Origin of the sequence: Micromonospora mirobrigensis (genome assembly GCF_900091555.1) — a bacterium.
Lineage (GTDB): Bacteria > Actinomycetota > Actinomycetes > Mycobacteriales > Micromonosporaceae > Micromonospora > Micromonospora mirobrigensis.
Genome location: NZ_FMCX01000001.1, coordinates 194100 through 205929 on the forward strand (window position 1 = coordinate 194100; position 11830 = coordinate 205929).

At 74.5% G+C, this 11830-nt stretch carries 12 protein-coding genes and 3 tRNA genes; 4 read left to right on the top strand and 11 right to left on the bottom strand.

Annotated features, from left to right (window positions below):
- Positions 1-13: 13 nt before the first annotated feature.
- The 4 genes from GA0070564_RS00905 to GA0070564_RS00920 all read right to left on the bottom strand — a co-directional run bounded on the left by GA0070564_RS00905 (position 14) and on the right by GA0070564_RS00920 (position 1460).
- A tRNA-Glu gene (locus tag GA0070564_RS00905) sits at positions 14-86 on the bottom strand.
- Between the two features lie 181 nt (positions 87-267).
- Positions 268-340, bottom strand: a tRNA-Glu gene (locus GA0070564_RS00910).
- Positions 341-477: 137 nt separating this feature from the next.
- A tRNA-Gln gene (locus GA0070564_RS00915) sits at positions 478-549 on the bottom strand.
- Between the two features lie 107 nt (positions 550-656).
- On the bottom strand, positions 657-1460 hold the full coding sequence (locus GA0070564_RS00920; protein ID WP_091601200.1) for a fumarylacetoacetate hydrolase family protein: 804 nt from the start codon (positions 1458-1460) through the stop codon (positions 657-659).
- A 150-nt stretch (positions 1461-1610) separates the two neighbouring features.
- Here GA0070564_RS00920 and GA0070564_RS00925 point away from each other — a divergent pair, with 150 nt between their 5' ends.
- The 3 genes from GA0070564_RS00925 (at position 1611) to GA0070564_RS00935 (ending at position 4887) form a co-directional block, all read left to right on the top strand.
- Complete coding sequence (locus GA0070564_RS00925) at positions 1611-3191, top strand: hypothetical protein (protein WP_091601202.1); 1581 nt, start codon at positions 1611-1613, stop codon at positions 3189-3191.
- Between the two features lie 33 nt (positions 3192-3224).
- The gene (locus tag GA0070564_RS00930) at positions 3225-4097 is read left to right on the top strand and encodes a 3-methyladenine DNA glycosylase (RefSeq protein WP_091601204.1); all 873 of its coding nucleotides are present in this window, start codon (positions 3225-3227) and stop codon (positions 4095-4097) included.
- 85 nt (positions 4098-4182) lie between these two features.
- Positions 4183-4887: a class I SAM-dependent methyltransferase gene (locus GA0070564_RS00935; protein WP_141714680.1), complete on the top strand. Its 705-nt coding sequence runs from the start codon at positions 4183-4185 to the stop codon at positions 4885-4887.
- A 6-nt stretch (positions 4888-4893) separates the two neighbouring features.
- Here GA0070564_RS00935 and arfB read toward each other — a convergent pair whose 3' ends face one another.
- The 7 genes from arfB to GA0070564_RS00970 form a co-directional block, all read right to left on the bottom strand.
- A complete protein-coding gene (gene arfB, locus GA0070564_RS00940) occupies positions 4894-5319 on the bottom strand; it encodes an alternative ribosome rescue aminoacyl-tRNA hydrolase ArfB (protein WP_091601208.1) in 426 nt (141 codons plus the stop codon).
- Between the two features lie 9 nt (positions 5320-5328).
- Complete coding sequence (locus GA0070564_RS00945; protein ID WP_091601210.1) at positions 5329-5625, bottom strand: hypothetical protein; 297 nt, start codon at positions 5623-5625, stop codon at positions 5329-5331.
- Between the two features lie 98 nt (positions 5626-5723).
- Positions 5724-6596, bottom strand: a complete 873-nt coding sequence (locus GA0070564_RS00950; protein ID WP_091601212.1) for a S1C family serine protease — start codon at positions 6594-6596, stop codon at positions 5724-5726.
- Positions 6597-6637: 41 nt separating this feature from the next.
- Entirely contained in the window at positions 6638-7597 is a 960-nt protein-coding gene (locus tag GA0070564_RS00955) for a VWA domain-containing protein (protein WP_091601214.1), read from the bottom strand.
- Entirely contained in the window at positions 7594-8640 is a 1047-nt protein-coding gene (locus GA0070564_RS00960) for a DUF58 domain-containing protein (RefSeq protein ID WP_091601216.1), read from the bottom strand. Before GA0070564_RS00960 ends, GA0070564_RS00955 begins: the two co-directional genes overlap by 4 nt.
- On the bottom strand, positions 8637-9683 hold the full coding sequence (locus GA0070564_RS00965; protein WP_091601218.1) for an AAA family ATPase: 1047 nt from the start codon (positions 9681-9683) through the stop codon (positions 8637-8639). The genes GA0070564_RS00960 and GA0070564_RS00965 overlap by 4 nt, the downstream gene beginning before the upstream one ends.
- A gap of 227 nt (positions 9684-9910) precedes the next feature.
- Entirely contained in the window at positions 9911-10438 is a 528-nt protein-coding gene (locus GA0070564_RS00970) for a hypothetical protein (protein ID WP_091601220.1), read from the bottom strand.
- Between the two features lie 359 nt (positions 10439-10797).
- Here GA0070564_RS00970 and GA0070564_RS00975 point away from each other — a divergent pair, with 359 nt between their 5' ends.
- A complete protein-coding gene (locus GA0070564_RS00975) occupies positions 10798-11781 on the top strand; it encodes an endonuclease/exonuclease/phosphatase family protein (RefSeq protein ID WP_425412414.1) in 984 nt (327 codons plus the stop codon).
- Positions 11782-11830: the final 49 nt, after the last annotated feature.

Below are 11830 nucleotides of genomic sequence, written 5' to 3' on the forward strand. Positions count from 1 at the left end.
CTCGTCGTGGATGTAGCCCCGACCGGATTCGAACCGGCGCTACCGCCTTGAGAGGGCGGCGTCCTGGGCCGCTAGACGACGGGGCCAGAACTTTCTCGCATCACCGCCCTGACGAGCGGTGCGGAAGTAGTCTAACGGAATCCGACGACGCGCCTGCGGCCGGGGTGGGCAGGACCGGGCCCGCAGACCACGGGGGCCGGGCCAGGAACGACCGGGCCGAGACACGAAGAAGCCCGCCCCACCGAGGTGGGACGGGCTTCCGCACTGTAGCCCCGACCGGATTCGAACCGGCGCTACCGCCTTGAGAGGGCGGCGTCCTGGGCCGCTAGACGACGGGGCCAGAACTTCGACTGCTCCCCCGACCCTCGCGGGCAGGGAAGCTGCACTCTATCAGAGAACAACTCCGGCCCCTCGCGGAGGTCGGAGCTGAACTCGGAAGAATCCAGCGGCCGGAGGATCTCGCGACCCTCGGCAGCGCTGGGGTACCAGGACTCGAACCTAGACTAACTGAACCAGAATCAGTCGGGCTGCCAATTACCCCATACCCCATCGGCGCCTTGCGGTGCCGGGAAGAAACATTACCCTCCCGGCACCGCCGAGGCCAAATCGGGCCCCCGAAACCGTCCCTGACCTGGGGGTTCAGGGCCCGATGCGTGTCATGCGACCGGGACCACCGGGTTGCTCAGTTCCCCGATGCCCTCGATGCGGACGCTGACCGTATCCCCGTCGACGAGCGGGCTAACCCCCGCCGGAGTGCCGGTCAGCACCACGTCCCCGGGGAGCAGCGTCATCACGTGCGAGATGTACGACACCAGGGCCGGGACGTCGAAGACCATGTCCTTGGTCCGACCCAGCTGGCGTACCTCCATCTCCTCCGGGTTGCGACCCACCTCGCAGCGGATCTCCAGGTCCCGCACGTCCAGCCCGGTGGTGATCCACGGGCCGATCGGGCAGAACGAGTCGAAGCCCTTGGCCCGGGTCCACTGCCCGTCGGAGCGCTGGAGATCCCGCGCGGTCACGTCGTTGGCGCAGGTGTAGCCGAAGATGGCCCGCTCGGCGGCGGCCCGGTCGGCGCGTCGGGCGCCCGGGGCGCCGATCACGACGGCGAGCTCGGCCTCGTGCTCGACCTGCTTGGAGAAGACCGGCAGCCGGATGGCGTCCCGGGGACCGATCACCGAGGTGGACGGCTTCAAGAACAGCAGCGGCTCCTTCGGCACCTCGCTGCCGTGTTCGGCGGCGTGCTCGGCGTAGTTGCGGCCGACGCACACCACCTTGCTGGGCAGGATCGGCGAGAGAAGCCGGACGTCCGACAGCGCCCACCGGGCGCCGCTGAACTGGATGGAACCGAACGGGTGACCCTCGATCTCGGCGATGGTCAGCCCCTGCGGGCCGGCCTCCGGCTCTCCCTCGACGACCCCGAACGACATTCCCTTGGCATGAGCAAAACGAGCGATACGCACCAGCTCAATGTAGCTCCCGGCGACGGCGCGGGCGGGCGGCTCGGCGCCGGCGCACCCTACGTCACCCCTGGGCGGCGGGGGCGGGAATCGTGACTTCGTACCCGCTCGACGTGACCACGCCCCTAGCGTCGGCTCCGGAGGTTCGTTCGTATGCCTGCATCGAGACGACACCACAGGGCCCTCGCAGTGCTGGTCAACTGCCTCGGCATCCTCGCCGCCGTACCGGCGGTCCACCATCCCGCGCCGCACGCGGCGCCCGTCGCGGTCGCCGTGCCCGCGCCGGAGCCACCCGCCCCGGAGCCGGCCGCGCCGGGACCCGGCGGGCCGGCTCCCGCGGCGCCGGCCGCACCCGCGCCCGGCGGGCCGGTGCCCAACGCGCCGGCACCGGGCGGAGCGGCACCCAACGCGCCCGGGCCCGGTGGGGCGGCGCCCAACGCGCCTGGGCCGGCGGCACCGATGCCGGCGGCGTCCGACGCGACGGTGCCGACCGGTCCCGCCGGGACCGCGGCGCCGGCCGGCCCGGCGACTCCCCGGGCGGCCGGCTCCGGAACCGCGACTCCGCCGTCCCGGCAGCTGGTCCGGGCGATCGCGCCCGGCGCGGTCACCGTGGCGATGAGTTCGGCCGGGACACCCGCGCCGGGCTACCGGATCGAGGTGCGCAACGCCAGCGGCACGCCGGTGCCGGCCACGGTGCGCCAGGAGCTGCCCGACGGCACCCGGGCCACCACGGTCACCGCCGGCGGTACGACGACCCGGGCCGCCGGGCGGGCCGCGCCCGGTGAGATCACCTGGCAGCTCACCCTGCCCGCACGCAGCACCACGACGCTGCACACGGCGCTCTCCGCCCCGCCGCGCGGCCGGGCGGTCACCGCACCGGCCTGCGCCCTGAGCGAGGACGGCAGCCAGCCGTACGACTGCGCCACGGCGACCTGGTCGGGCGGCACCGTCGCGGCGGCGGAGGTGACCCCGGCGCCGGTGTGGCGGCGTACCCCGGTGCTGCTCGCCGCCCTGACCGCGGCGCTGGTGATCACGATCGGCGCGCTCTGGTGGTGGCAGCGCGGACGCCGCGGTCGGGCCACCGCGGCCGGACCGGGGCGACCCCCGGCGTCGGCCGGTGGCCCCGGCACGCCGCTCTACTCGGGTGTACCGGTGCGGGGCAGCGTCTATCCGCAGCCGGCGGCGCCCGGGCCGGCGAGACGCCGGCGCACGCCGCCGGTCTGGCTGGCGGTCGGGGTGGCCGCGGCGGTCCTCGCCGGAGTGGTCGGCGCGGCGGCCTGGACCGCCACCCAACGCGTCGCCGCCATCGACACCCAGAAGCAGCCGACCAGCGGCGCCTGGGTGGGACGGACGGTCAGCGGCCCGGTCGGGGCGCCGTTGCGGGAGACCGCGTTCGAGTTCACCGTCTACCGGGTGGCCTGCGCCGCCGCGGCGACGGCGGTCAGCGACCGGGAGTGCCAGGCGACGGTCGGGGTGCGCAACCTCACGCCGGAGCAGCAGACCTGGCACGGCCAGCTCCAGCGGGCCTACCTGCCGGGGGGCACCTGGGTCAGTGCCGACGAGGCCGCCACCCGGGCCGCCAACCAGGGTCGGGACGTCTTCGCCGAACCGGTGTCGGCGGGCAGCCGCAAGGTGCTGCCGCTGGTCTTCACGGTCAACGGCACGGACGCGCCGAAACAGCTCGAACTGCGCAGCGGGGTGTTCTCCGCCGGGGTCCGGGTGGACGTGCCCTGACGGGGGCGCCGGCGGCGGTCGTACCCTGGTTCGGTGACCGCCGCCCTCGCCCCCGCCACCGTGCTCGACGCGGCCGACTGGCGGGCCCGGCGGGCGGCGCACGAGCGCCGGATGGACGACCGGCTCGCCCCGCACCTGGCCCGCCGCCGCGCCGGCGGCCGGCACCCGGTCGAGGACTTCCTCTTCACCTACTACTCGCACCGCCCAGCCCAGCTGCGCCGCTGGCACCCGGGCGCGGGGGTGACGCTGCGCGACGCCGACCCGGCCGAGTTCGGCCGGGACTACCGCGCCGACGCCGCCGGGGTCACCCTCGACACCGATCGGGTACGCGCGCGGCGCGCCGAATCGCTGAGCTGGATCCGGGACCTGCTCGCCGCGACCGCGTCCCGCCCCGCCCACCTGGGCTGCTTCGGGATGCACGAGTGGGCGATGGTCTACCGGCAGACCCAGGAGGAGGTCCGGCACAACGCCTGGCCGCTGCGCCTGACGCCGGAGCGGACGGCGGAGGTGGTGCGGGAGCGCGGCGTGCGATGCAGCCACTTCGACGCGTACCGGTTCTTCACCGCGCCGGCCCGGCCGCTGAACCTGCTCACCCCGACCCGGGAGACCCAGCACGCGCTGGAGCAGCCGGGGTGTCTACACGCCAACATGGACCTCTACAAGTGGTCGTACAAGCTCTCCCCGCTGGTGCCGAGCGAGCTGGTCGCCGACTGCTTCGAGCTGGCCCGGGAGATCCGGACGCTGGACATGCGGGCCAGCCCGTACGACCTGGCGGCGCTGGGCCATCCGCCGGTGCGGGTGGAGACGGCGCAGGGCCGGACCGAGTACGCGACCGCCCAGCGCGGTTTCGCCGAACGGGCGGCCGGGCTGCGCGCCCGCCTGCTCGCGGCGATCGACCAACTCTGACCCCTACGTCACCACGGCATCACCTTGCGTCACGCGCCTCGTTGCTCCCCCTGTACGACGACATCGCCAGCTGGGGGACGACGCCATGCCGAGAAGACCGCTCACCGCACGGGCCCGGGGCCTGCTCGCCCGGACCGCTCCGGGCATCCCCCGGTCGCGCCACGAGATGCGTACCTCGTTGCAGGCGCTCGCCACGCTGCGCCGGGAGGGCTGGCAGAGCTCGGTCGGCAAGCCGCCGGTGGACGGCGCCGGCGCCCCGATGCCCTGGCTGAGCTACTCGGCGGTGCGTTGGCTCGACGTGGTGCTCGACCCGTCGGTGCGGATGTTCGAGTACGGCGCCGGATCGTCGACGGCCTGGTTCGCCCGGCCCGGCCGGCTCCGGGAGATCGTCTCGGTCGAGCACGACGCCTCCTGGCACGCCCAGCTCACCCCGCCGTCCAACGGTGAGCTGCGGTACGTGCCGTGCACGGACGGCTGGTGGGAGGGGTCGGAGGACTCGCCGTACGTGCGGTCCATCGCCGACGGTGGCCCGTGGGACGTCGTCCTGATCGACGGCGCCTCCCGCACGGTGTGCGCCCGGGTCGCGCCGCACCACCTCACCCCGCACGGTCTGGTCGTGTTGGACGACACCGACCTGGCGACCACCGACCCGGCGGCGAAGGAACTGGCCGCGCACGGGCTGGGCCGGCTGGACTTCTGGGGCTTCAAGCCCGGGGTGGACCGGTTGACCTGCACCTCGGTCTTCGGGCGGGACTTCAACCACTGGCTGCTGCCCCGGGGCCGCGCCTGACCGGCCTCAGTCGCCGTCCGCCCGGCGGTCCCGCTTGCGCTGGGACTGCCGCTTCTTCTCGGCGAGCCGGCGCTCCTTGGCGCCCCGGGACGGCCGGGTGGGCCGTCGCGGTGGCGGTGGTGGGGCGACCGCCTCGCGGAGCAGGGCGGCCAACCGCGCCCGGGCGGCCTCCCGGTTGGCCAGCTGCGCCCGGTGTTCGCTGGCGGTGACCGTGACCACCCCGTCGACCAGCCGACCGGCGAGCCGTTCCAGGGCGCGGGCGCGCAGCGGCTCGGGCAGGCCCGGCGTGGCGGCCAGGTCGAAGCTCAGCTCGACCCGGGAGTCGGTGGTGTTCACCCCCTGGCCACCGGGGCCGGATGAACGGGAGAAGCGTTCCCGCAGCTCGACGGCGGGCACCACCCACCGGTCGGTCACCCGCAGTCCGTCGTCCACCCGGTCAGGCTATCGCCCGGCCCGGCCGGACGTGATCGGCGTGGGTGAGGGGCCGGGGCCCGCCCGGTCGTGGTCGGGCGCGGTGGCGGCGTAGGCGACCGCCCCCACCAGCAGCAGCAGGATCACCCCGACCTTGGTGGTGACCGCCCGGATCAGCAGCCAGGCGGTCCGGCGGGCGCCGGGCACCGTGCTCCTGGCCGTCCGATAGTCGGCCCAACCGCGCCGCGCCCGGGCGTACGCCGCGCCCAGCACGGATCCGATGACCAGTCCCACCAGCAGCAGGACCCCCAGAAGAAGCTGCTCCACCCACGCAGTATCCATACCCAGCGTGATATTTCCATGCCCCGATGGACTCACTGCCGATATCTGACACTTTTCCCGTTAAGAACTGTTCGCCGGTCGGGTCAGCCGCCCTTGCCGATGATGATGTCGGCGGTCTGCCGGACCTGGTCGATCGGGATGGCGAAGCCGATTCCGATCGAGCCGCTGCCGTCGATCGTGGCGATCGCGGTGTTCACCCCGACCACCTCACCGCGGGCGTTGACCAGCGGCCCACCCGAGTTGCCGGGATTGATCGAGGCGTCGGTCTGCACCGCGCTGTGCCGCCCGGCACCGAGTCGTACCTGACGGTTCAACGCGCTGACGATGCCGGCGGTGACGGTTCCGGCCAACCCGAGCGGCGAGCCGACCGCGAGCACCGGCTCACCGACCCTGGTGGTGTTGGGCTTGGCCAGCGGCAACGGGGACAGCCCGGCGGAGGCGGGCACCTTGAGCACGGCCAGGTCACTGGCCGGCTCCCGGCCCACCACCTGGGCGGTGAACCGGCGCCCGTCGGGCATCTCCACCGTCACCGCGCCCCCGCCCCCCTTCGCCAGGATGTGGTCGTTGGTGACGATGTGCTGCTCGTCGTCGATGGCGAAGCCGGAACCGGTCGCCGAGGCGCCACCCGCCCCACCCACCATCACCGACACCACCCCGGGCACGGTCTTCTGCGCGGCGGTGACCAGCTCCGCCGGCACCGGCGCGGCGGAGGCGGCGGCCGGACCGGTCGGACCGTCCCGCCCGGCCACCCAGCCACCGGCCGCGGCGCCCGAGACGGTGGAGAGCGCCACCACCGCCAGCGCGGTCAGCAGCCGTCCCGGCCGGCGCCACCGGCGGCCCGGCCCGTCCGCCGGCCCCGACCCCGGCCCGCCCGGGACGATCCGCCCGTCCGGGCCGAGGTCCGGGGAGATGAACCAGGGGCCGCGGGGCTCGCCCAGTCCGGTCTGCACGGCCATGCATCGCTCCTCACATGTTCGGTACGGGTCGCGGCGCCGGCTCAGGGCAGCCGGGAGAACCAGCGCATCGACCCGGCGGCGGCGCCCATGGCGAAGACCAGCCCGAGCCCGATGAACCGGGCGGAGATGTCCTGCCGCTCGGTGCGGTAGCCGACCGAGCTGCCGATGTCGTCGTAGACGGCCCGCAGCTCCTGCCGGGTGGTGGCCTCGTGGAAGCCGCCGCCGGTCTGCTCGGCGACCGCCTTGAGGGTCTGCCCGTCGACCGGCACCTGGATCGCCCGGCCGCCCCGGTCCACGAACCCGGTCGGCGTGCCGAACGAGATCGCGTGCACCGGCACCTTGGCCGCCACCGCCGACGCCGCCGCCTCCATCGGGTCCGCCCCCGAGGTGTTGGCGCCGTCGGAGAGCAGGATGATCCGGGCCGGTGGCGGATGCTTGGCGGCCTTGCCGTCGATGCTCTTCACCGCGCCCAGCGAGGTGCTGATCGCCTCCCCGATCGCGGTGCCCTGCACCCCGGTCATCCCCTCGGCCAGCCGGTCGATGCCCTCGTGCAGGGCCTCCCGGTCGGTGCTCGGCGGCACCACCACGGCGGCGCTGCCGGCGAACGCCACCAGCCCCACGTTGAACTCGTCCGGCAGCCCGTCGACGAATCGCCGGGCCGCGTCCCGGGCCGCGCCGAGCCGGTCGGGCTCGACGTCGCTGGCGAGCATCGAGGTGGAGACGTCCACCGCCACCATCACGGTGGCCCGCTCCCGGGGCACCCGCACCTCGGCGTTGGGCCGGGCGAACCCGACCACCAGCAGGGCGAGCATGGCCAGGAAGAGGCCGGCCGGCAGGTGCCGCCGCCAGCCGGGGCGGTGCGGCGCGACCCGGTCCAGCAGCCGCAGGTTGGTGAAGCGGACCGCGTACCGGCTGCGTCGGCGCTGGGCGACCAGGTAGCCGACGGCGAGGGCCGCCACGCCGAGCAGCAACCACAGGCGTACGGGTGACTGCCAGGTCACGCCGCACCTCCCCGGACCGCCCCGACCGGCGCGGCGGCGAGCCGGCGCTGGGCGTACACGTGCCGGACGATGTCGGCCGCCCAGTCCCGGTCGGTACGCAGCGCCAGGTGGGCCGCCCCGCACCGGCGCAGCAGCTGGCGTACCTGGTCGCGTTGGGCCGCCGCGGCGTCGGCGAACCGCTGGCGCAGCCCCGGATCACCGGTCCAGACCTCACGCCGCCGGCCGGTCTCCGGGTCGGTGAGGGTGATCAGGCCGACGTCCGGCAGCTCCCACTCCCGCGGATCGGTCACCTCGACGGCGAGCACCTGGTGGCGGGCGGCGAGCCGGCGCAGCGCCGGTTCCCAGGCCGCCGCGGCGGCCGGATCGTCGGGCAGGTCGTCGAGGAAGTCGGAGACCAGGACGACCAGGCCACGCCGGTGCGCCACCCGCTGAACCGCGGCGAGCGCCTCGGCCAGCGCGGGCGGGGCCGAACCGACCGGGACCGTCGGCCGGCCACCGGCTCCCGGCGGGCCGTCGGCTCCCGGCCGTTCGCCGGCGCGGGGCGCGTCGAGCAGGGCGCGCAACAGCCCGAGCAGGTGGGTACGCCCGCCGCGGGCCGGGAACCGGCGCAGCCCGGTCGGACCGAGCACCTGGGCGCCGAGCCGGTTGCCGGTGCCGGCGGTGAGGAAGCCGACCGCGGCGACGGCCGCCACCGCCAGCTCCCGCTTGTCCAGCTCGGCGGTGCCGAACTCCATGCTGGGGCTGGCGTCCACCAGCAGCCAGGTGGTGAGTTCCCGGTCGGCGTCGACCTCGCGTACGTGCGGGACGGCGGTGCGGGCGGTGACCGCCCAGTCCATCCGGCGGACCTCGTCCTCCCCCGGCCGGTACTCCCGGCTGCCCGCGGCCTCGCTGCCCGGGCCGGGGAGCAGGCCCCGGTGCTGGCCGTGCAGGAGCCCGTCCAGGCGGCGGGTGACGGTCAGTTCCAGCCGGCGCAGCCGCTGGTCCGGGGTGAGCGCACCCAGGCCGGGTCCGGCCGGTGGGGCGGGCGCCGGTCGACGCCTCATGCCGCCGCCAGGTCGGCCGGGTACTCGGGCCGCGCGGCGACCCGGGGCGGTGGCACCGCCTCGACCAGCCGGCGGACCACGGACTCGGCGGCCACCCCGTCGGCGACCGCGTCGAAGGTGAGCACCAGCCGGTGGGCCAGCACGTCGACGGCGAGTTCCCGGACGTCCTCCGGGGTAACGTACTCCCGGCCGCGCAGCAGGGCCTGGGCCCGGGCCGCCGCGACCAGGCCGAGGGTGGCCCGGGGGCTGGCCCCGTACGCCAGTTGGGCCGCCACGTCGGAGACGCCGAACCGGCCGGGGTCGCGGGTGGCCAGGATGAGCCGGACGACGTACTCGGCGATCGCGTGGTGGACGAAGACGCCCTCGGCCCGGCGTTGCAGGTCCCGCAGCCGGTGCGGGTCGAGGACCACCCGCGCGGTGGGCCGGTCGCTGCTCATCCGGTAGAGGATCGTCAGCTCGTCCGCGTCGCTCGGGTAGTCAACGATGATCTTCATGAGGAACCGGTCGCGCTGCGCCTCCGGGAGCTGGTAGACCCCCTCGGACTCGATCGGGTTCTGGGTGGCGAGCACCAGGAACGGATCGGGTACCGGCCAGCTCCGGCCGCCGATGGAGACCTGCCGCTCGGCCATCGCCTCCAGCAGCGCGGACTGCACCTTCGCCGGCGCACGGTTGATCTCGTCGGCCAGCACCAGGTTCGCCATGATCGGCCCGAGCTCGATGTCGAAGCTCTCCTGGGACGCCCGGTAGATGCGGGTGCCCACGATGTCCGAGGGAACCAGGTCCGGGGTGAACTGGATCCGGGAGAACGTGCCACCGACCACGGTGGCGAGGGTCTGCGCGGCCAGCGTCTTGGCCACGCCGGGCACCCCCTCCAGCAGGCAGTGCCCGCCGGCGACGAGGGCGGTGAGCAGGCGCTCGACGAGCCGGTCCTGCCCCACGATCACGCGTTTGACCTCGAGGAGGGTCTGTTCCAGGTCCGCACCGGCCGGGTCGGCCGTGGCCGGGCTGGGCAGGCCGGCCAGGGTGTCCGAGATGTCCGTCACGGTGCTTGCTTCCCGGGCGGGCGGGCAGCAAACGTCGGATTATCCATGCCTGATCACGCGGCGGCGGCGATATCAGGACACCCTGCCCGTCCGGCATGGAACCGGTGAAGACCCGTCGGATCCGGTCGACGGGCCGCGCGTCGGCCCGTCCCTGCCGAGCGGCCCGGGCCGCAACGCGAAGCGCCGGCCCCGGGAAGGTGCCCGGGACCGGCGCTCGTGGCGTCGGGTCAGTTGTGGACGACGAGGTGGAAGGGCCGGTTCCCCACCCCACCGGTCGAGGTCCGGGTCTGCACGAAGACGCCGTTCGGGGTCCCGCGCCGCGGGGCGACCGAGGCCTCGCCGCCCGGGGGCACGTTCAGCGCGTCCGTTGTGCCGACGGTCGCCCCGTAGCTCTTGCCGCTGACGTTGTAGTTGAAGAGCACCTGGTACTGGCCGGTGCCGTAGCGCTTGGCGCTGACCACGTCGGGCGATCCGCGCAGCAGCACCCCGGCGTCGCTGACCACGGCCCACGCCACGGTGCCGGGGCCGGTCGAGGTGATGCCGATCCGCTGGGACATGGCGGCCTTGGCGGCGCGGGCGTCCGCCGCGCTCACCGCGGGCTGGCCGCTGTTGCCGGGCTGACGCACGGCCGGCTGGACGGACCCCTGCGGAGCCCTGGTGCCGGGCTGGGCGACGGCGATCCCCCCGCCGGCCAGGGTGAGCGCGAGGACGCCGACGGCCAGTGCCGTCACCTTGCGTCGGGAAAATGTGGTCATGACAGGTCTCCCTTGAGCGACCGAGGCGATGCGGCCGACCCGCGGTAGGCGGGTCGGAAATGACGGATGCCGGCAGGCCGGCATCAGGATCCGCGCTTACGACCGCCCATTTCCCACACATTTCCGATGGCGACCGTGCGGCCAGTACACCCGCTCTGAGCAGGCATTACTGCGCTGATCTGCGACTCTTCAACCAGGTCGAAACGTAGCACCGACAAAACCGCACAGTCAATGGCGAAACACCGTCCGACGCATTATCAACAGTCCCGTCAATAATTACGAAACGTGAGGCCGTCGGCATTCACGAAATGCCGCACGGGCAGCGGCGGGCGGTGGGCGTGGACTACCGTGGGCGCATGATCACCGACACCCGGCCGGCGGAGGTGGGCCGGCGCCGGGGCGGCACGGCACTCTGCTGGGCCCTCGTCGCGCCGGGCCTCGGCTGGACCGTGGTCCGGCTTCCCGGCCTGGAGCGGGGGCCACTCGTGCAGGCGGTCGCCTTCACCCCGTACCTGGCGGGCTGGAGCCTGCTCGCGCTGGTGGCGGCGCTCGCCCTGCGGCGCCGGTGGCCGGCGTTGGTCGCGGGCCTCACGGCGGTGGCACTGGTCGGCGTGGTCGCCCCTCGCGCGCTGCCCGCCCGGCAGCCCGACGCGGGCGGGCCGCCGGTACGGCTGCTCACCGCCAACCTGCTGCACGGCGACGCCGATCCGGGCGAGCTGGTCGAGCTGGTCCGCAGCCACCGGGTCGACGTGCTGGTGGTGCAGGAGTTCACCCCGGGCGCCGAGGCCGGCCTGGACCGGGCCGGTCTCGGCGCGCTGCTCCCCCACCGGCAGCTCAACCCGGAGGTGGGCACCACCGGGTCGGGGCTCTACAGCCGGTTCCCGCTCAGCGATCCCCAGGTACGCCGCAACCGGGGCTTCAACTTCACCCAGGCGTCGGCCACCGTCGCCGCGCCCGGGGCGCCACCGGTCCGGGTCGAGTCGGCCCACCCGGCGGCGCCCTGGTCGGTGGCGGTGGTCGACGACTGGCGCACCGACCTGGCGGGGCAGCCGCCGGCCACTCCGGACGGACCGTTGCGGATCCTGGCCGGCGACTTCAACGCCACGCTCGACCACGCGCCGCTGCGCGCCCTGCTCGACACCGGGTACGCCGACGCCGCCGACGCGGTGGGCGCCGGGCTGTCGGGCACCTGGGGCCCGTACGACGGCGACCTGATCCCGCCGGTCACCATCGACCACGTGCTGGTCGACCGCCGGATCGCGGTACGCGCGGTCGACGTGCACCCGCTGCCCGGCAGCGACCACCGGGCGGTCCTCGCCGAACTGCGCCTGCCCGCCGGCTGAGGTGTTAAGAAGGGGCCCCTGCTATACGAAATGCGTTAAGAGGGGGCCC

Excerpts from the sequence above, each read along its gene's own strand:
- GA0070564_RS00925 (WP_091601202.1), top strand. The coding sequence starts at position 1,611 with ATGCCTGCATCGAGACGACACCACAGGGCCCTCGCAGTGCTGGTCAAC.
- GA0070564_RS00935 (WP_141714680.1), top strand. The coding sequence starts at position 4,183 with ATGCCGAGAAGACCGCTCACCGCACGGGCCCGGGGCCTGCTCGCCCGG.
- GA0070564_RS00950 (WP_091601212.1), bottom strand. The coding sequence starts at position 6,596 with ATGGCCGTGCAGACCGGACTGGGCGAGCCCCGCGGCCCCTGGTTCATC.
- GA0070564_RS00960 (WP_091601216.1), bottom strand. The coding sequence starts at position 8,640 with ATGAGGCGTCGACCGGCGCCCGCCCCACCGGCCGGACCCGGCCTGGGT.
- GA0070564_RS00970 (WP_091601220.1), bottom strand. The coding sequence starts at position 10,438 with ATGACCACATTTTCCCGACGCAAGGTGACGGCACTGGCCGTCGGCGTC.